Source organism: uncultured Tissierella sp., assembly GCF_902479755.1.
GTDB classification, from domain to species: Bacteria; Bacillota; Clostridia; order Tissierellales; family Tissierellaceae; genus Tissierella; species Tissierella carlieri.
In genome coordinates this window covers 31,525-54,112 of sequence record NZ_CABSQO010000003.1, presented here as the reverse complement: position 1 = coordinate 54,112, position 22,588 = coordinate 31,525, and the positions used below count along the sequence as shown (strand labels likewise).

The 22,588-nt window shown below is 31.7% G+C and carries 12 protein-coding genes; 8 read left to right on the top strand and 4 right to left on the bottom strand.

The window, feature by feature from the left end:
• Positions 1-216: 216 nt before the first annotated feature.
• The 6 genes from RDK80_RS02865 to RDK80_RS02840 all read left to right on the top strand — a co-directional run bounded on the left by RDK80_RS02865 (position 217) and on the right by RDK80_RS02840 (position 17,461).
• Entirely contained in the window at positions 217-6,630 is a 6,414-nt protein-coding gene (locus RDK80_RS02865; RefSeq protein WP_308523412.1) for an IPT/TIG domain-containing protein, read from the top strand.
• 133 nt (positions 6,631-6,763) lie between these two features.
• On the top strand, positions 6,764-8,467 hold the full coding sequence (locus RDK80_RS02860) for a hypothetical protein (protein ID WP_308523411.1): 1,704 nt from the start codon (positions 6,764-6,766) through the stop codon (positions 8,465-8,467).
• 120 nt (positions 8,468-8,587) lie between these two features.
• Positions 8,588-10,051 carry an S-layer homology domain-containing protein gene (locus tag RDK80_RS02855; protein WP_308523410.1) on the top strand — a complete coding sequence of 488 codons (1,464 nt, stop codon included), beginning with the start codon at positions 8,588-8,590 and terminating at the stop codon, positions 10,049-10,051.
• Between the two features lie 317 nt (positions 10,052-10,368).
• Positions 10,369-13,746 carry an S-layer homology domain-containing protein gene (locus tag RDK80_RS02850; RefSeq protein WP_308523409.1) on the top strand — a complete coding sequence of 1,126 codons (3,378 nt, stop codon included), beginning with the start codon at positions 10,369-10,371 and terminating at the stop codon, positions 13,744-13,746.
• A gap of 202 nt (positions 13,747-13,948) precedes the next feature.
• Positions 13,949-14,956: a stalk domain-containing protein gene (locus RDK80_RS02845; RefSeq protein WP_308523408.1), complete on the top strand. Its 1,008-nt coding sequence runs from the start codon at positions 13,949-13,951 to the stop codon at positions 14,954-14,956.
• Between the two features lie 96 nt (positions 14,957-15,052).
• The gene (locus RDK80_RS02840; RefSeq protein ID WP_308523407.1) at positions 15,053-17,461 is read left to right on the top strand and encodes an S-layer homology domain-containing protein; all 2,409 of its coding nucleotides are present in this window, start codon (positions 15,053-15,055) and stop codon (positions 17,459-17,461) included.
• 12 nt (positions 17,462-17,473) lie between these two features.
• On the opposite strand, the gene RDK80_RS02835 is transcribed toward RDK80_RS02840, so the two are convergent.
• Together RDK80_RS02835 and RDK80_RS02830 are read right to left on the bottom strand one after the other, a co-directional pair.
• The gene (locus RDK80_RS02835; protein WP_308523406.1) at positions 17,474-18,520 is read right to left on the bottom strand and encodes a DUF1574 family protein; all 1,047 of its coding nucleotides are present in this window, start codon (positions 18,518-18,520) and stop codon (positions 17,474-17,476) included.
• Positions 18,489-19,955 (bottom strand): MBOAT family O-acyltransferase, encoded by a 1,467-nt coding sequence (locus tag RDK80_RS02830; RefSeq protein WP_308523405.1) that lies wholly within the window; start codon positions 19,953-19,955, stop codon positions 18,489-18,491. Before RDK80_RS02830 ends, RDK80_RS02835 begins: the two co-directional genes overlap by 32 nt.
• Positions 19,956-20,179: 224 nt before the next feature.
• Between RDK80_RS02830 and RDK80_RS02825 the strand changes: the two genes are divergently transcribed.
• A complete protein-coding gene (locus RDK80_RS02825; protein ID WP_216560437.1) occupies positions 20,180-20,353 on the top strand; it encodes a type II toxin-antitoxin system HicA family toxin in 174 nt (57 codons plus the stop codon).
• 36 nt (positions 20,354-20,389) lie between these two features.
• On the top strand, positions 20,390-20,785 hold the full coding sequence (locus RDK80_RS02820) for a type II toxin-antitoxin system HicB family antitoxin (protein WP_216560434.1): 396 nt from the start codon (positions 20,390-20,392) through the stop codon (positions 20,783-20,785).
• An 87-nt stretch (positions 20,786-20,872) separates the two neighbouring features.
• On the opposite strand, the gene RDK80_RS02815 is transcribed toward RDK80_RS02820, so the two are convergent.
• Entirely contained in the window at positions 20,873-21,667 is a 795-nt protein-coding gene (locus RDK80_RS02815) for a DUF92 domain-containing protein (protein ID WP_308523404.1), read from the bottom strand.
• 11 nt (positions 21,668-21,678) lie between these two features.
• Positions 21,679-22,347, bottom strand: a complete 669-nt coding sequence (locus tag RDK80_RS02810) for a hypothetical protein (protein ID WP_308523403.1) — start codon at positions 22,345-22,347, stop codon at positions 21,679-21,681.
• Positions 22,348-22,588: the final 241 nt, after the last annotated feature.

Sequence of the window (22,588 nt, the reverse complement as noted above, 5' to 3'; positions counted from 1 at the left end):
CAATTTATTTAGTGAATAGTTAAAAGTGAATAGTGAATAGTTTTGAGTAAGGCTTCGGGGTCTTTTTAACTATTCACTATTAGTTATTCACTATTCACTATCTTTATCGGCAGAAAATGTATTTTTCTTCATAATAACCTCAAGAAATTGTCTATATTTGCCGATAAGAATTAATGAGTATAAGTACGCCAGTACATAAGTCTAAGGAGTGATTTCATGACAAAATTTAAAAAAATAGTATCCCTGATATTGTTAATATCAATACTACTTCCCCTGATCCCAATCGGAGAAATAATTGCATTTGCACAATCTGGTGTTGTGATTCCGCAGATGACAATAAACTATACCTATAAAGAACGAGATGAAACTCAGCTAGATAAGATTTCTTTCTATATTACTGCAAGAATAGATACTAAGGGGACTTATGACATAAAAGTCAGAGATTCAAAGGGAACTGAGCATACTATAGGAAGAATAACTATAGATGATAATAACGTGGATAAATTAATATATCCAAGCTTTGAATTACGACCAAAGGATAATATAAGAATTAACCAAATATATATAGGTGGACAAATAATAAATATATCAGGACCTACACTAAATCCTACACCTAAAATAACAAAAATGCAGACCTATGATGTACTATTAGGTGAAAACCTTAGATTTGAAGGGGAAAATCTAAATGCATATGGAAGTACAATGACTATAGAAGGTTTAGGACAAATAGTTCCAAATAGTGCGACTGAATTTTCACAGCCACTAATGACTGGAAATCCTGGATATAAAACTATTAACTTTGAAGTTAGAGGTTCTCACTCTCAAGGTGGGGAAATTATACAGAATGTAACATACCCTAATGCATTTAAGTTGATGGGGACATTAAAGGAATTAGGTGACCAGCCAGGTGATTATTTAGAGATCATACCAGAAATGGGAGAAAAGGAAAGCGTTGCATATATTAGAGCTAATAACGGACAATTTAATGTAAAGGATGGAGTAGGGGAATACTCTGTATTTTTCCTTACAGATACTACTGATAAATATTCAGTAAATAATATGGCTGAAATAATATCCTATTCACAGAATAGAAAGGTAATGAAAATAAAAATTCCAAAGGGGATACAAGACAGTAAATCCTATGAGGTTCAAGTAACCAATAGAGTAAAAGATCCTAAAGGAAATATAGATGCTCAGGTTTTAGAGAGAAAAGCAGTGAAGAACAAATACTTCGTTATAGGAGCGGATAAATCTCCAGTAATCACCAGCATAACCCCAGCAAAGGGACCAGATACAGGTGAGGTAGTTAGAATAGGAGGTAAAAAGTTTGACGAAGTAGATTTTATAGATGGCTTTGATAATATTCAAGGAGTAAAACATAATGAAGTCCTTATAGAAGATAAAATTTTAGACAATGTAATAGGCGATATTATAGGATCAGAAGGTATAGATACTGATAATAGACAGGACAAGGTTTTCCACATTAAATATGATGTAGGTGGATCAACAACTTATAATAATAGCAAAGTACATTCAATAAACAGATATATAGCAGTATATGTAGGAGATAGGACAACTCCCCATACAGTAAATGATAAGCCAGTATATTCCTTTGATGAGGTATATGACAGTTTATCTGTTAGAGTTCCTTCAAGTAACGTAAATGCCGAAAAACAAGTAAATGTTATTGTAATAATACAAACAGAAATAGAAACAGATGAAGGTACACGTACAATTGTAAATATAGTAACAAATGATAATATTAAATACACCATAATACCTAGCCATACAAGACCTAGCATAACTAAAATAATACCAGAACAAATTCAAGTAGTTCAAAGAGGAATTGGATATGGATTAAAGGAAGATATGGTAATAACTATTGAAGGTCAAAACTTCAAAGTATTAAGATCTAGAGATAATACAACTGGTAAAGATGTGACAAATTATCCGATAGTAGGTATAGGAGCAAATCTAGAAAACAGCGATGATGGTATAGTCCTTAGAATGAGTCCAGAAAAAGAGGGACAAGTAGAGATCTACAAAAATAATAAATGGGAAACTATATCTGGAGCAAATATTACAATCCTAGATTCTAAGGGTAATATAATAGACGGTACCATAGGTAAAGATGTAGGAAATAAAATAATAATAAATCTACCTAAAAATGCAGATATAAACCTACCAACAGATTCTGTTACTACAGATAGGTCTCAGCCAATACCTAAACCAGTATATGTAATGAACCCAGTATTAGGAAGTCAAAAGCCAGGGGAACCTGTTAGCAACGACAACGTAGCAGTCATGTTTATAGATTTAAAAGACAATCCTTCACCTACTATAGATACAGTAACACCAAATGTAGTAGCAATAGATTCAGGAGAAGAAATAATAGTCACTGGTTCAAACTTCCAACAAGGCGCAAGAGTATTCTTAGGGGGAGTTGAGGTTACAGGAGTAAAGCAGGAACTAGATCCATCAGGATTAAATACAATATTGAAATTTAATGCACCTAAGTTTCCACAAATAATAGATGGACCAACTAAAATAATGGTCATGAATCCAGACGGCGGTATAGCAGTAAAGGATTTCACCTTTGTAAAATCATTACAAAGAGACCCGATCCTTACAAGCTTCTCACCTAAGAGTGGAACATTAGATACTGTAGTTGTCATAGATGGAGATAATTTCCTAGCACCAAATCCATCAGTTGTAAGTATTACAGGAATGGGAATCCATAGATTAATAGGTAGTAGAGTATTGATGGATGGGAAAGACATCAATGAATATAATAGAGATATCAATGGAAATATTGTATTGCAGCCATATACGAATTCATCTGAAATGTTAATAGCTTCAGAGCATAGCGTAGCAAAACTATCGAGTTATGCTCATAGCGTAATATTAGTAGATAGAAACAATCAAAACAAATTTTTTACTATCTATAATGATAATAGAATGAATATCTTCCTTTCAGATGGAGGAAGTGGAGCAGAAGAGAACAATATAATAAATCTATATAATATAAGATATGAAAATGGTGATTTAATCGCAGAAAAAGGCGGACAAACATATAGAGTAGATGTCTCAGAAGATGGACTTAAACTATTTCAAGGAAGTACTTTAGTTCTAGACCTTGTAATGAAGACACCATATAAATTTAGTGGCGAAGATATCTATGGTTCTAGGGTACAGGTTAAAGATAAAAATAGAATAGAATTTAGAGTTCCACCATTAGTATCAAAGCTACCAAGTGGATATACAATCACAGTAGAAAATCCAGATACAAAGAAATCGATAGCAAAGGATTTATTCTACTACTATGAAACTGTATCTTTAAAACCACAAATAACAGAAATCAAACCATCCATAGGCTCCATAGATGGAGGATATCAGATATTGATAGAAGGAAAGAATTTTGAAGATAATTCAAAGGTTTATGTAGATGGAGCACTAGTACCTCAAAGCAGTATAAAAAGAGAAATAAGAGGTGGAGTGGATACACTTATAATAACTTCAATGCCACCATACAGAAGAAATATGAATGAAGAGGGAACCGATAGAAAGCTAGTACCCGTTACTGTAGAAAATGGAAACGGTGGTACTGCATTAGGAAGATTTACCTATGTAATTCCACCATCTGCAAGACCGGTAATAGATAAGGCAGAGTTTCAAAAGGAAAATCAAATAGGTTCTGCAGCAGGAGAAGAGATATTAACTATTACAGGAAAATACTTTAAATTTGAAGAGCCTTGGGCTCTAACGCCAAAATATTCTGGATGGATAGAAGGAGAAAGAAACGGAGTGAAGGTATTCTATGAAGACCTAAATGGAGATGGAGAGTACACTTCCTATACCAGTTGGCTAAACTATGATGGAGCTAAAGAAAAACTATTGGCACCAGTAGAGACTTACACAGAATATCTAACATCACCAATCCTTCCAACAGTGAGAATTGGTGGAATAGAAGCTAGAATAGTAGAGTTTGGAGATGGATATATAAGAGTTATTACACCACAAATAGCAGCAGGTAAACAGGAGCTATATGTGGTAAACAATGACTTTGGTACATCTAACAAGGTAGTTCTAAGCTTTGAAGGCTCAAAGATAACAATAAATAAAATAGTAGGAGATATAGGTAAAAAACAAGGTAAAGACTCAGTAGAAATATCAGGTACAGGTTTCCAGAATACAAGATTATATGTGATGGAAAAGGGACAGAAAAAAGAGTATAATATGCCATTAGTTAGGTTTGGAACAATAGGAGATACAAAGGATATAAACAACAATATGGCACAAATAACCTTAGAGAACGGAGACTTTACTCTAGACTATAACAACACAAGCATTACATCAGCCATTATTACACTGACAGCTAAATATGACAAGGAAATATATAAAAAGACATTTACCATAGATGGCTATGATGGCTCGCCAATATATCTGCCTATATGGGAATTAGAAAATACAGATAAAAAATTTCACCCGGGGTATGAACTGATTAGGATAGAAATAAAGAATAGAAAACTAGTAGTAGCAAAAGGATATTCACCAGAAACAAAGCTTGTAAATTCAGGACTTATATCCTTACAAACTCCTTCCTATCATACAATAGGAGATGTGCAGGTAGAGGTTACAAACCCAGATGGAGGAAGGGCTACAACGAAATATAAATATACTAATCCAGCTAGTAAGCCTAAAATAACCAATATTACAAGAGATGGTAAAGATCCAGAGCAAGGTGATGATGGAAATACAAGAATAATAAGACTAGACTATAGAGGTGGACAAAATATTACAGTCCTAGGAGAAGATTTTAGAGAAGGTGCAACTATTCAAATAGGAAATATACTAAAGATAGAAAATAAAGATATTACAGAAACTCTAAATGCAGCACCAAATAAACTAGCATTTACAATGCCGGGAGTCAATGAAAATGTAGTAGGAAATCTATATAGGGTTACAGTAACAAATGGAGATGGAGCTCAAGTTTCATCAGATAATCCAAATAATATGTGGAATGCTCCAATATATATTCAATTTATAAAAGGAGAATCAGAGCCGGGTGCAGGAAATATAGAACCAAATAAAGGTCCTGCTACAGGAGGTACTAAGGTCACTATAAAAGGAAAAGACTTTAGAAAAAATATGGAGGGCTATGGAGACAATACTATATCAGTATTCTTTGGGGGAGTAGAAGTACCTGCTAAAGATATACTAGAAATAACAGATACTACAATAAAACTAATAACTCCACCATCACCAAGGCTTGGACCAGTTAAAGTAACTATAGAGAATCCAGACGGCACTTTGACTCAGGATAATTTAATTTTCACTTATATATCAAAGCCAAAAATAAATGATGTAAGCCCTAAGAAATTATTTACCAATGACACTAAGACTGTAGTTACTATAGATGGAATACAGTTCTTACCGGGTGCTAAAGTAATAGTAGGGGGAAAGATAATACCGACTAAAGATGTAAAGCCAGATATGCAATTAAAGGGACAAGGTATTACAGGAGTAGATAAAGATGGAAATAATATAGAATCATCAGTCATAGGAGGTATGGAAGCGGCTACGGTACAAGTAGTCAGTGAAAACCAAATTAAAGTTACCTTTGCTGAAGCTACTGATTTAGAAAATACCAGCTTAATAATCATCAACCCAGACGGTGGTATCTCAGACCCATATAATGACTTTAAATATGAAAAACCATTGCCATTAAAACCAATGGTGTTAGAAGGTATACCGGGATATGAATCTACAGTGATGCTAATATGGAATAAGTCAGACCCAGATTTATTAAATAGAGCAACAGACTATGAAATCTATGGTAGAAAAACTAAGGACTCAGTCAATACCTTCGTAGGTACAACATCTGGAGCAGAGTATCTAGTAAAAGGATTAGAACCAAATACAGAATATACATTTATGGTACGAGCATTAAATGAACATGGTGCAGCTATAGATTTTGCCACAGTTACAGTGAAGACATTAAGTATACAGGAAGATTACAAACAAAAAGAAAAAGAAGACAAACTAAAAGAAGATCAAAAGAATATAGAATTAAAGGGTAAAGAGACTATAGAAGGAAATAAAGTTATTAGGACATTGGGCTCAGATGATATTAAAAATGGACTTGGTTTTATAGATTTCACTCTAACTAAGTATAAAGGAGCAAATGAATATATAATCAAAATACCACTAGCTTTAGCAAGAACTGATTCCGCATTGAATATCAAAGATGGCACAATGACAATGACCATCAATCCAAAGGATATGTATACCTATAAGGTAAGTACAATGGATGAAGGGGATAAGGACTCAAACCTACAGATTGTTATCAAAAAAGGAAGAGAGACTAATATCCCAAGAGGAAAAAAAGTAGCATCAATTCTTTACGATATAGACTTTCTTTTCCAAAGAGGAAAGGATACAATAAGTATAGACAAGCTACTAAGGTCAGGAAAATTAACCTTAGACTTAGATACTCTACTATATACAAATACGAAAAATGTATATTTAGGAGTATTCAATATAAGTACAGGAACATATGAAAAGGCGGGAGAAGCTAGAACCGTTTCATTTAATCAGAAAGGTAAGTATTTACTAATTTCTGATAAATAGAACTAATAGTGAATAACGAAACAAGTGAATAACTAATAGTGAAAAGTGAATAGTTAAAAACCTATAGACCCCAAAGCATTACTCAAGACTATTCACTATTCACCATTCACTATTCACTAAAAAGGAGAATGTCATGAAAAAACTAACAACCCTAATATTAACAATAATTCTATTACTTCAATCAATCCCAATAATCGCTGCCCCAAAGGAACTAACCATCTCCGGTACAATAGAAGTCATAGATATAGTGAATAGACAGATTACAATCCTAGATTGGGATGATAATCTACATACCATTGATTTACCAAAGGAAATAAAAGTAACAGATCTGTACTTTGGGCAAGAAGTTATAGCCACAGTAAGAGATAGAAACACAGTAAAAATACAATTAATAGAAGAAGATGACCCTACTAGGGATGGATATATCATACCTAATACAAGATTTAGAGTGGGTACAGTGTTATTTGCCACAAATCAAGATATAGAGATTCTAACAACTAAATCTAGAGAAAAATACAAAATAGACCCTTTTTCCACAACCTTATATAAAAAGGGAATGGTAGCAGAGCTTCGTCAGTTAAAGGAAGGGGATAGGGTATTACTGACATTCAATGATCCTTATTCTTCCACAGTATCAGAGATAAAAATAGAAGATGAAGAAAAGCATATAGAGGGAGTATTAAAGGGTAAAATTGAAATGGTAGATGAGAGGAATAAGGAAGTTATAATCTCACAACCAAAGGTACTGAACCAAGGAGTATGGACTGGAACAGTACAAAAGACACAAATAAAATTAGGCACAGGTTCCATATACGAAGGAGGGAAGAAGTTAACATTATCCGACCTCCAAAAAAGAAAAGGTTTAGAAGCCTATATAGCCTATGAAAATGCCTTTGGAAAACAATCAGTAGGAAAGATGCTTATAAAAGCAGGTTCTAGCATGGAGTATAATGATTTATTACAGAATATAGACTATGGAAATGGACAAATGATAGTAGATTCAAATATGTTCTTTTTCCATGATGGAACTATAGTGGTTAAAGATAATAGATTAGTAGATAGTTTAAACCTCAATAAATATCAGGACATCTATCTAGTATCAGACTTTAAGAATGGGATGAAACAAGCATCTGTAGTATCTATAGAAGGAACAACCTTATTAGAGGATAGAATAGACGGCTCAAGACTATTAGTCTATAAAGGAAAGATAGAGGATGTACTAGACTATAAATTAATTTTAGGCAACAACTTCAAACTAGATAAAACAATACTTACTACAGCAGGATTTGTATCTAACCCAAATTCAGAAGAAATGATATTCACAGAAGATACATTAGTATATGACTCAGAGTTAAAGAAGAATATACCAACTAAATCATTCCTAGACTCTAAGTATATAGATTTAATAGATATAAAGGATAGGAGCCTAAGGGATAGGATACAAAAAGACTATTACAAAAACAAACCAGCTTATGTAGTAGCTAGAGAAACGGAACTAGGGAAAGAAGTTTTAAGCATCAATTTAGTACCACAGGAAACTAATAGTTACAACCAATTAGTAAGAATGGATTACAGTACACTAGGTGAAATAAAAAATATAGACCAAGGAACTAAAACCATAGAACTAACAAAGGTGACAAACTACAACACCTTAACAAAAAGATGGGAAAAAGGCACAGATGAAACTCTAGACCTAACCCAAGCAATAGTTTTAGTCAACGACAAACCGATACCATTAGAAGAGTTATACAAGATAAGAAAAACAAGCAAGGCTTATCTAGTAAAACAAAAACAAACATCAAAGAGTACGACATATATCATATTAATCGAAGATTAACATGATAGTGAATAACTAATAGTGAAAAGTGAATAGTTGAAAAGACTAAAGACTCTAAAGCTTGACTTAGAACTCTTCACTATTCATTCTTCACTATTCACTAAAAAAAGGAGAACAATGATGAAACGAATTACTTCCTATATAATAGCAATCTTAATACTAATGCAATCAATTGCTTCCTTCGCCGTAGACATTCCAGGCTATGAGGGAGGAATCAACAACGAAAACAGTTATAAAGAAGTAGTATTCCTTACAGGAGAACCAATAGAACTGGAAGGAACTTTGAAAATCAGCATAAAAGAAAAAGGTGACACAAAAACAGAACAATATACCTATAAATTAGACAATAAAAAGGTAGGAGCAAGTCTATCTAGAACAGTAAAACTAATTACAACCTTTGAAACCAATGGTAAGCAAACTACATCAAAGAAAACTTTAGATTCTTATAAGGAAACATTCCAAATAGGAAAAAAGAAATATGAAGTAAAGACAGAAGACTATCAATGGAATCAAGGACAAGTAGTACAAGATACAGGACTACTACAGTTCTATGCAGGAGACTGGTCAGCTAGAAAGACCTATCGTCTAGATAAAGGCAGAGAAGAAATTATAGTACAGACCATAGGTAATTTAGTAGGCTATGATAGCCCTTGGTCTGCTACAGAAACGCAAACATTACAATATATAATGAACTACGAAAACAAAGTAACAGGTCAGGGTGCATGGGAGGGTACAGCAGTAGTTGAGACATCCTATAATAAAACAAAGGACTATAACTACGTAGAAAATGTGCCAAATCAAATCTCCTTCAAAGGAGGATATATCCTTACAGAGAAACATGAAAATACATTGAAATATGATTATGATTTACCAGTAATCACAGAAGAAGGAAAGATGCTTTGGAGAAATATAGGTAATGGCTCTACACAAATAGATACCAACCCAATAATTACAAGGCTCAATATCCCAGCACTAAGGGATATTAGAGGATTAGCATCAGAGAAGGATATACTTTTAATAGCAAGTATGGAGGGGTTACCCCTAAATACTACAACTTTAGGACCAAGTACACCAATGAGTAGGGGAGATTTTGCTAAGGCATTGGTAGGTACAATGGATATAGAACTACCAATAGAAGAAGAAACCAGCAGAAGATCCTCGAGAAATAAAGTAGAAAAACTTCCTATATATATAGATGTACCTAAGACACATAGAAATTTCAAATATGTCGAAGCAGTATCAGAGAGAAATATAATGCAAGGAGTAGGTAAGGATAAATTTGCTCCAGATAGAGCCCTGACAAGAGCAGAGGCAATTACAATATTAATCCGTCTATTAGGCATGCAAAACCAAGCACCAATTAAGAACTATACAACAGGATTCCAAGATGATTCAAGCATACCAACATGGGCAAAAGATCATGTATATATGGCAAAGCAATTAGACATAATAGATAACGACCAATACTTCTACCCAAATAGAAATATAACAAAGGAAGAAACAGCAGTAATATTGGTTAATTTCATTAACTACTTACAAACAAGATTGATGTATGACTTTAGAGAAAACATACTGAATAACTAAAACAAATTCACAATTAAGGAAGCGACCACAGGTCGCCAATAAAGACCCAATAGCTAAACCCTTAATAATTGTTCTTTGTTCTATGTTAATTGTTAATTGTAATATAACTGTAACACAACTGTAATTGTATTACATTACTTCTTAGTATATACTAGTAGCATAAGGGTTATGGTAATAGATTTAGTAGTTATATTACAAATTTATTACATTAGCATTATTGGAATTGATTTTATTTTCCTTTGATGCTATAATCTAGAATAGAATGCAAAACTTAACTGTTTTGTAAAATTTATAATTTTAAAGGAGGTCAATAGACTATGAGTACAAAAAGAATTTTATCCTTAGTACTAGCTTTAGTTATGGTACTAGGAACTTTTGGTACAGTTTTCGCTGATGGAACTGGTAGCGAAAAAATCGACTGGTTAGTAAAACAGGAAATGATCAAAGGAGATCAATCCGGAGATCTAAAATTAGACTCTAAGATTGATAGAGCATCAACAGCTAGAATGATTGCTGTAGCTCTAGGATTAGAATCAGAAGCTGAGTCATTAAAATTAATTAACTCAGGATTCAAAGATATGACAACAGCTCACTGGGCTAATGGATATGCTAACTTAGCAGCAGGTAAAAACTTAATCGTTGGTGACGCAAAGGGTAACTTCATGCCAGCAAAAGACATCACAAACGGAGAAGTTTTAGCTATCTTAGTTAGATTATCATTAGGAAGAGATCTAACAGCTGAAGAAAGAGGAAATGCAGGATCATGGGTAGCTCCTTATATAGCTAAAGCATCTGAGTTAGGAGTAACTGATGGAGTTAATATAACAGATGTTAATGCTGCAGCAATAAGAAAAGACGTATTTGAAATGTTCTACAATGTAATTACAGGAAAACAACATGGAAAATATGATATCTACAAAGCAATAGTACTTGAAAACCATAGAGTACAAAAATTAAATAAAGATGAAATATTAGTAGAAATTATTAAAGAAATCAAAAAAGCAGACTATGTAAAAGAGTCAAGAGAAGAAAAAGGAGATCAAATATCTCTAACAGTACCAGCAGATGTTGCTGATGTTGAAGACTTATTAGGTAAAGTAGCAGACTTCACAGTAACAAAAGATGGTAAAGTAGTAGAGGTTAAAGTAGATGAAAGCTACAAAGTAGAAACAGGATCTTTTAAAGCAACTAGAAACAAAATGGGTTCATATACTGTAGATTTACCAGAAAGATATAGCAAATCTGATGAAACTATATTTAGAACATACTACAACAACAACCCATATAAATACGAAGAATTCTACACTACTCCAGATGCAAAAAGAGGAGAAGAAACTACAGAATTTAAAGTAGACTATGCAAGAGTTACTGTTAAAAATGGTAAAGTATTATTAATCAATGCTTTCAATTTTGAAGACATAGCTCCAGTTAAAGAATTAAATGAAAAGAAAGACCAAGTAGTAGTATACGATGATGTTAGAGATGGAAGAACAAAAGTATACGAGAAGAAAGATATCAAAAATGTAATCTTTGTTGAAAATGATAAATTCTCAGTAGGAAGCTTTGATGAAATAGAAGCTAATGACGTTATACATGAACACAAAAATGGATTCTTAGTTAGAAAAGATGCAAGTGTTAATGGAGAATTCAAGAAAGTTTCAGAAACAAGAGATGGAGACGTTCAAGTTTATATTGATGACAAAGCATTTACTGTATCAGCAGTAGATAACAAAAAACCAGTATACCAATTTGAAAAAGATGCAAAATTCTATACTTTAGTAGCTAGAGATGCTCATAACCAATTAAAAGATTTCAGAGGAGAAAAAGCAACTGCTTTAATCGACTTAGGAAATAAATTACAATATGTTGGTTCAGAAGTTGATTTAGGAGAATTTGTAGGAGTAGTAACTAAAGTTGTAGGTAAAGATGTAAGAATCTTAAAACCAGATAACAAAACAGAAGATTATACTGCTACATTAAGCACAAAAGTTAACTCATACAGTACAGGACACCAAGGTTTAAATCAATTAAATGCTGGAGATCTTGTATATGTTAGAGCAAGTGGAACTGAACTTGAAGTTATAAACAAAATTGATGACACATCAAAAACAGTAAATAGCGTAGATAGTAAATATATCAAATTTACTGACAAAACTGAAAAGAGAATGCTAGATGATACAGTAATCTTTGTTGTAATCAAAGATGAAAAAGGAAACTTAGACTATGCAGAAGTTAGAACTGTTGGTGACGTTAAAGATGCATTAGAGAAAGACGTTGACAAAGCTTATGTTCTAAACGGTAAAGAGCACGAAGAAATAGCTAGAACTAGAACTTCTGGTATAAATAGAGAAAATGAAGCTCATACAATAGTATTCACAAAAATCGATATCAAACCTGACGTTAAAGGTGAAATAGCTAAATTTGTTGGATTTGATGATAGACAAGAAACATTAATGAATGTTGAGTTCGCTAACAGAAGTGAAAAAACTATAAAAATAGCAAGAGGAACAGATTTACCAAAAGACTTAAGAATTGGCGATATCATTAGCTATGAAATCACTAAAGAAAAAGAAGAAAAAGATAGAACAGTAACAAAAGTTGAAGTTGTAATAGCTAAAGATTCAAAAGTTATATACGAAGTTAAAGATGCTGACGCTTATGGAACTATTAAGCTAAGTAATGGAAAAACATACTATGAAAATAGTAAAACTGAATCATTTGGTGGTTCTTTAAGAACTGGAGATAAAGTTTCTATTTACCATGGTAAAGATGACAACTATCTATTAGCTACATTAAAGAGAGATAAGGATGCAGTAGTTGGTGGAGGAGACACTACAGATTCAGGTATAGTAACTTATAAAAACGCTACTAGTTCAATTATAATAGTAGATGGAAAAACATACACTGCAAACAAAGATACAATAGTTAATGGAGTAGATGGTAAACCATTATCAGCAGGAGACTTTGTTGGATTAACTGAAGGAGATAAAGTAGATATTAAAGGCGATAGATTTAATATCACATACTCTGTAAAAATAGAAGCAGCGAAAGTAGATGCATTAATTGAAGCTTTCTCAACTCCAGCTACAAAAGCTGAAGTAACAGCAGCAAGAGCAGCTTACGATAAATTAACAACAGCTCAAAAAGCATTAGTAAAACCAGTTAATGTAACTGCATTAACAAATGCAGAAAATGCATTAGCAGGAACATTAGTACAAGAGTTAATAGATGCATTACCAGCAAAAGCTAATGTAAAATTAGCAGATAAAGCGCAAGTAGAAGCAGCAAGAGCAGCATACAATAAATTAACTCCAGCACAAGCAACAGGCTTAGTTTTAACTAAATTAACTGAAGCTGAAGCGATGATAACTGCTTGGGAAAATGTAGCAGAAGCTAAAGCTGATTTAAAATTAACTGTTACTAAAGTATCAGATACTAATTATACTATAGCTGAACCAAGCAATCATACAAATGGGGCTAAACATGTTCTAGCTGTAGGAACATTACCAACATTTGAAGATACGGGTGCAGTTACAGGAACTAGTCCAGTAGATATAACAAAAGATTCAAAAGCATTCACATTTGAACTTACTGTAACTATAACTGATGGAACAGAAGCTTCAGCTACAGAGAATGTAGTATTTGTAGTAACAGTTCCAAACACATTAGAAGCAGTAACAATTGCTGTAAAATAATCAACGAACTAAATTGAGATAATACATCTCAACTAAAGAAGAACCCCAGAGGAGTAAATCCAAAGGGGTTCTTCTTATTCAATATAAAGAATTGTAATATAAATGTAATACTATTGTAACCTTAGTGTCTTTGACAAAAGCACTATTTTATAATATCATTATAGTGTGAGATAAAGCAGGAGGAAAAAGGGAGGTTAATATTATGAAGAATATGAAGAAGAAAGCAGTAGCTGTTCTAGGTGCTGCTACAATACTTGGTACATCTGTATTTACGGGGGTTATGGCAGCTGGCACAGATGTTGTTGGAAAAATTGCAAACATGACTATTTTCAACAATGGTGCAGCAATGAGCTTACCAGCAGATCAAAAACCAATTATAGTAAATAATAGAACTTATTTACCAGTTAGAGCTTTAGGAGAAGCCCTTGACAAAAATATAGACTGGACTGCATCTAATCCAAATAGTGTTTATATTACTGATAAGTCAGGACAAAATCAACAAGACATTAATTATCTTTTACAACAGATAACAAAGGCACAAGCCGATGTAAAAGAAAAAGATGCAAAGATAGTTACACTTGAAGACAAAGTTAAAGAATTAGAAGCTAAACTTAAGGAACAAGATGATAAAATAGGAAATCTTTCTGATTTAGAGAAAAAATTAAAAAGAGACTATGGAGATTACAAAAAAGTAAGATTAGATATAGTTCTTAAAGGGGATAAAGATGAAGTAAAAGTAGATGTTGTAGTATCTAAAGCTGATAGAGGTACATGGGATGATTTATATGATAAGGAAAGAAAAGATTTAGTAGAAGATATAGTATATGCTATTCAAAAAGAGTATAAAAATGCTTCTGTAAAAGGATATGTAAACAGTGGACTTAACAGTACTTCTCTAGATTTCTATACTGATAAAAGAGGAGATGTTCAATACTATGGAACAGGTTCTAGTTCAGGAAGTTATTTAACAGCAACAGAAATGAAAGCTTATCTAGAAAATAGATATAGAAATGATGTAGATAGAGTATCCGTATCTGTAAGTGGATATAATGTAGATGTTGAAGTAGATTTATATAAAAATTTATATGATTCTGAAATAAGAGATTTAGTAGATGAGATGAAATCTGATATAGTATATCAAATGAAAGACGTATATAAGCAAGATATACTTATAAAAGTATACTACAAAAATCAAAAAGTTTATCCATAATAAAAAAGAGTCTCAAGACTCTTTTTTATTTGAAATCTGTTTTACATTATATATCATGGGAATATATAATATATAAATGCGAAGGGGGAAAATGACATGAATAGAAAAATAATATCTACTTTTCTTGTATTTATAATGATACTTAGTTTAAGTACAATTACTTTCGCTAAGACTGGAAATGAGAAAATAGATTGGTTAGTTGAGAAGAAGTTTGTTGAGGGAGATGGAAGTGGAGATTTAAATCTTAATGGAAATCTAACTCGTGAAGAGGCTGCAACCATTATAGTCAAGGCTTTAGGTAAGGAATCCTTAGTCGCTTCATATCAAAATGTTGAAAATATATTTAAAGATATGAATTCCAAAGTATGGTCAAATGGTATGGTCAATGTTGCAGTACAGGAGAAAATTGTAAGTGGTTTTCCAGACAAGACCTTTGGACCCAAGAAGAATATTACTTATCAAGAGATAATCACTATGTTAGTCCAAGTAAAAGGTGGACTTACAGCAGAAGAACAAAAAGCTGGAGTATGGCCAACACCATATATCCTTAAAGCTAATGAATTAGGTATATTAGACTCATCTATGAAATCCTTAGATTACAAAAAAGATGCTACTAGATTAGTAGCCTTTGAAATGTTATATAATACTGTAAAACCTAATGAAGATAAAGATTTAAATGCCTACAAAGCTATAGTCCGTGAAGTAGAAAGAGTTTACTCCATAGATAAGGACGAATTAGGACTTACTATATTTAAAGATAGCAACAATGCTAGTAAGTATAAATCTAATGAATATACTAGGATAAAACATACTAATAAAGATTCTCTAGAAGACTTATTAGGAAAAGTAGTTAAAGTTAAATTAGATGATAATAATAACTTAAAATCCTATGAAATAGATAATTCTTATGATTATCTAATGGGTAAAGCAGAATTTAGAAGAGATGAAGTAAATTTGAATGGCAAAACATATGATATCTTATTTAAGGATTCATCTGATAATGTAAACAATAAACTACAATTTGTATATCATAATGATGAAGAAATTGATTATAATGATTTCTACAACAAAGTAGAATCAGACTTTGCTAGAATTACCGTTGATGGAAACAAGGTATTGGCGATTGAATCCTTTAGTTTTTCCAAGGTAGAACCTATTCTTAAAGTCGATGGAAACAAAGTGACTTTTACTGATGAAAGGTCTATGGTTATAGATAGAGCTATTTTAATCAAAGACAATGTATTAAAAACTATAGATTTAGATGATATCAAAGATTTTAGTATTGGACATGTATATGGAGATAGAAAAATCTTAGTTACTGAAGAAGTAGAATTAGATGGTATACTAGACAATGTCCTATACAAAGATAGGGAAGGTGTAGTCGTTAGAATAGATAACAAAGACTACAAGGTATCAGATAAATTCCATATGGTATATTCTACTGATGGAGATAAATTCATAGTATTAGACTCTGATAAGGCATATGATGATTTATATTTAATTAGAGGACAAGAAGTCAAATTTGGAGTAGATGCAGCAGGAAATATAAAATATGTAGTATCATCTAAAACAAGTGATGAAGATTTCTATATAGTTAGTAGAGTTACATCAAATCATATTAGATTAGTAGATAAAAATGGGACTAAAGTAGAATTTGAAATTAGCTTAAAGACTTCCATCAAAGATGTAAATAAAAAGGACATCAAACTTAATTCTCTAAAAGAAGGGGATTTAGTATATATCATTAAAGATGGAAAAGATATTAAAGATTTATACCTAGTAAAGGATTTTGAAAGTATGAAAATAGCTTCAATATCTATAAACAAGAGTTCTGATGGAAAATTTGCTTTAGATAAAAAATATATTGTAGACAAGGATACAAATTCTTTCCTATTCCATGAAGATAGTAAGGGCATAAAAGATATTGAATCTATGGAAGTGAATAAAGTCCTAGAAAATACAAAATCTGATGCAAAACTAAAGGCGTATATAATATCAGACTATGACTTTGACAGACTAAAAGTAGGAGATAAGGTCATTACATCAGGAGATAAAAATGAAATAAATACAATTTTATTTACAGGATTTAAACAAAGCTTAAAGAATAGTAAAGAAGAGATAGTTAGACTAAAATATAAATTTAGAGTTGGCTATGATGATGAAATAGAAGGTTTTGTTGGTGACAAGTCTGTAGTATATAAAGTTGAAAAGAATACTAAACTAATAGATATAAACCCAGATGAGTATGTCAAACTATTTATAAATGAGAATAATGAGGTAATTGGAGTAGAATTAATCTTCAATAACTCTGATAAATATCTAGAGGTAACTAAACTAGAATCTTCTTCTGGAAAAGTAGTTGAAATCACAGTAAAAGAAAACAATAAAGAAAAGTCCTATTGGGTAACTAGTGATTATATAGAAATAGGATTTGTTAAAGAAGGCTCTCTAGTTAAATTACATTTCAATCAAGATGGAGAAGTAGATATCATCTTAGTAAAATAATAATAAGCAAGGTCAATATTGACCTTGCTTATACCATTCTATAAAGTCTTTCATGAATATTTGCACCCCACTATAATTAAGGTGGGCGTCATCTCTAAAGTTTTCATTGATAAATAAATTCTTTTCTTTATTTACTATATTGTAATCCCTATAGGGTACATCCAGTTCATCAGCAAAATCTGCAATCTTTTTATGAAGTATATCATAGTTTTTAATATATTCCATTGAAACATTGGCAATAGGTGCTGTCACAAATATAGGTGTAATTCCTTCATCTTTGCAGAGTTTAACTATTTTTTCAATATAGGATCTTTGTGTTTCATTAAAATCCCATGTGGCACCATCAAATCCAATAAATTGATTGGTTTCATGGAACTCTGATTCAGGTATAACTATATTTGAATATATAAACCCTCTCGATCTATGATAGCTCACTCCAGGAACATTTTTTTGTTCCTCCTCTATAGGCTTGAGTTGCTTTTCTATATCTTCTTTTAATTCATCATTCCAATAGCTAAATACATCCTGCTGAAATCTAACAGGTTTAAAAATATATTTTACCAGTTCGTTTAAGGGAAAAGCATTTCTTAAAAATTCTCTTTCAAATTCCTTGTTATTTATTGCTGAAATAACTGTATCTGCTTGCTTTAATTCAAATTCATTACTAAGCATATCCCAATATAATTCAAATACCATTACCTTAGGCTTATGATATTTTAGGACTTCCTTTAAAACATAGTAAGTAGAATCAGCATGTTGTAGTGGAGAACCAAAGTTAAAACTGCTAGTTCCAATTTCTGCATCAATGATTTCAGGATCAAAGGTACAATATGCATGGGATGAGCCTATAAATATTAGATCTAAGGTATTAGGTTCTAAAGTATAAAACTCAGTCCATGCCTTTTTATATGCAGATGTAATTTGATTTTCATTGCTTATATCCTCATAGTAATTTCCGATATAATGTAATAAAATTGATAAGATGATTATAAATAAAATCAATTTTATCCATATAAATCTTTTCCTATTAGAACTGGAAGTATATGAATTGGTTTGCATTGAAGTATACCCCCATCGTTAATATTATCAATAATAGTATGATATAAAAGGAACCTTCTATTATAAAATTAGAGTTATTGAGAGTTAAATATAAAGGTCTTTTCCTAGCAATAAGCTCTCCAATAGATAATAATATAATAGAGGCAATTCCCAATAAAAACTCAAAGAAACTAAGTCCCATGTTATTGGCTACTAAGTATAGATAATTTATATCTTTCCAACTATCTATATCTGAAAATAAATTCTCTATAATATAAATTGCATCAGAAATGGAATTTGCTCTAAAGAATATCCAAGTAAAGCACACTAAAGTAAAGGTAAATATTACCTGAAATAATTTTAGAACGAAGCTATTATTAAGCCTTAAGGTTGACTTAACCTTAGAGCGAACTCTTTTAGTCATATGGGCTATAATCTGATATACACCATGTAGTCCTCCCCAAATGACAAATGTCCAATTTGCACCATGCCAAAGACCACTGAGTAAAAATGTAATTAATACATTAAAATAATATCTAGGCTTACTTACTCTATTTCCACCTAAGGGTATATATAGATAGTCTCTAAACCAAGTGGATAGAGAAATATGCCATCTTCTCCAAAACTCCTGTATACTTTTAGAAAGATATGGTCTATCAAAATTTCTCATCAAATCAATATCCAATACCTTTGCAGCTCCTAAGGCTATTTCCGAGTATGCAGAGAAATCACAATATATCTGAAAAGCAAATAATATGGTGGCTATAATATAGTATATACCTGAGAAATCCTGTGGAGAGTTATATACTGCATTAACGGCTACGGCTAATCTATCTGCTATTACTATTTTTTTGAAAAATCCTATTACCATAATCTTTATACCATCTAAGACCCTATAGATGTCAAAATAAGCCTTCTTACGTAATTGGGGTAGTAATCTATCGGAACGTTCAATTGGTCCTGCCACAAGCTGAGGAAAGAAGGTTACATATAAGGATAGCATAAAGAAATTCTTCTCAGGTTTAATATCTCCTCTATATACATCTATAGTATAACTCAATGTTTGAAAAGTATAAAATGATATTCCCATGGGAAGAAGTATATCAAAATGTCCAATTGGATAATTAAGATTGAAATATGCAAATACATTCCCTAAAGAATCATTGAGAAAGGAAAAATATTTATATATAAATAATACTCCAAAGCTAATACCTAAGCTAAGAACCAGCCAAAATTTTCTAATTCCTTGATTTTTATGTTTACTTATTATTAAAGCTGCAATATAGTTTATTATGGTACATAATAGTATCAATAGTATATAGACAGGTTTCCAAGCCATGTAGAAATAATAGGAGCTAACTAAAAGCAGAACCCACCTAAATCTATGGGGAAGAATATAATAAACTAAGGTTACAACAATAAAAAATATAATAAACTGTACTGAATTAAATAACATATTAGCACCTCATAGATTAGTTTTACACTAGTATTATAAAGTATTTATCATATATTATCAAGGGACATAATCAAAAGGGACAGGATCAGTGTCCCATAGTAGGGATAAAGCGGAAATTTTCGTATAATACGAAATAGATAAAATAATTGAATAAATCCATTGACTGGTACACATTAAATACGTATAATAATAATTAAGATAGTAAGTGTGTTGGGGGGATTACAATGAAACGAAGGGACTTAATAAAGAGGCTAGAAAAGAACGGATGGTGGAAACTCAGGGAGGGTGCAAATCACGACATATATACGAATGGAGAGGTAAGAGAGCCTATACCACGACACACTGAGATAAATGAGCTTTTAGCAAAAGCGATTATTAAGCGGCAAGGACTGAAATGACCCCTAATAGTCGCATTTACCAAGGAGGTTGATAAGATGAAAAAAGTATATCCTATAATTTTAATTCCAGCTGAGACAGGATATGTCGTATATGTTCCAGATTTAAAAATAAATACAGAAGGAGCGGATATAGCAGATGCAATTGAAATGGCACGAGATGCCATTGGGTTATGGGGAATAACTGAGGAGGATTGTGGGAGAAATATTCCAGAGCCAACAACAATAGAAATGGAAAAAATAGAGCATGGTAGTGATGATATAGTTACTCTTGTAGATGTTGATTTCAAAGCATATCGTAGAGCAAATGACATGAGAACAATTAGGAAAAATGTAACTATTCCTAGCTGGTTAAATGAGGCAGCAGAAAAAGAAGGAATAAACTTCTCCCAATTATTACAAGAAGCGTTAAAAGACCGATTACAATTACAATAAAATACTAGGATAAGATAAGGACAGGGGGACAGTGCTGTCCCCAAAATATAAGATTATACTAATTATGTAATATCATATGAAGTACATCTACAACAAAAACACCATCAAAGTAGCCAATAAATTACTAACAAAATTTACAACATCGTTATTTATAATGGAAAAACCTTTAACAAGCCTATTAGGCTTGTTTTTATATACTTTTTTTTCAGTAAATGACTTTATTTCCTCACAATAATATTGAGCCTGTATAGAAGCTCCCAGTATACTATCTATAATTGATCCTATAAATCCCAGAATTAGACATACTAAAGAATAAGTAAGTCCTTGCCGTATATCATTATATATTACAATATAAGCAATTAAAAACATTGAAGATATAAAGGCTGAGCCTAGAAAGGCAAAGGTAGTTCCCAATATACTTATACCGCCGGACATTCCTTTTTCTATAGGTTTAAGGGTTAATATAGATAAGGGCTTATCCTTGCTTAATACACCTACTTCAGAGGCCCAGGTATCTGAAGTTGCAACTCCAAAGGACACAGCATAAGCTAATAGAAATATAGGGCTATTGTAAATATAATATAAGATAGCCAAAACAAGTCCTATTCCTCCATTAACAAAAACCTGAATATAGTCACGCCTTCCATCCTTTTCATTTAACTTATCAAGATACTTCTTGTTGATGCCCTTAAACTTAGTTAAAAGACTGGAGGACACAAAAAAGGCTATCATTATATTGAAGAACCATAAACCTCCAAAAAAATAGATTGCAGTACCTAACGCTATAGCAGCTAAAAAACCACTTATATTCAATGATGATTTTTTATAAGCTGCAAAGGAAATTAAAGAAGAATAAACTAATCCTATTGTAAAATTTAACATTTAACCACTTCCTAAATTTGTAATAATATAATGATATAAAAGAACATTGCAGATCCTAATGGTACAGTAAGATTGTCTAATCCAAGGGGAGAAAACAACTCTAAGGCTGTGCTAAGTAATGCTAACATAAAGCTAAATAATAATATATTAACAGGGTTGAATATGTATAATATTATTATAGAGACTATAAAAGAGAAAATAAACATAGTCAAGCTACCTTCTATACTTTTATCATTTCCCAATATTTTAAACTTGTGATTTCCAAAGTTTACTCCTACAATTGCAGCGAAGCCATCACCATAACCCATGATTAGGATGCCTAAAGCACCTATGTAAGATAGTTCTTTGTTCTTGAAAGTAATCAAAGATAAAACCAGTAAAGATAAGGCATAGTAGACAGTCCCCAAATCTTTTCTTGATCCATCTCTTTCCATAGCATTAAAGATCTGTTTTTTATACGATATATAATTGATAATAACAAAGAGTCCTGGTACAATTGCTGCACTTATATTATTGTCAAAAAAAATCATTGCTATAATCCACCAATTGGAAACACCTATATGAATAAATTTTCTACTGCCCTCATTAGATAAAATATTTAGTTTTTTCATTAAAGAAGCCGCACCTATGATTAAAAATACAAAAATTATAGATACCAATATTCCAATTATATTATTCAAATCAAATTCTCCTATCTCTTTGGTTAAAAAATACATATAATACATAATATCATTAATTTACAAAAATTAAAAGAAAGCTCCCATATCGTCTAAAAATCGCACATTTGAGAGCTAGTTTTTTTGTTAGTAGATGAAATTTATGAATAAAATAGGAACATAAATAAGAGTTATAGATAAAAAAGGAAATATAAGGATGAAGCAATTTATCTATTAAACAAATGGCTATTTTCTTCTGAGATGA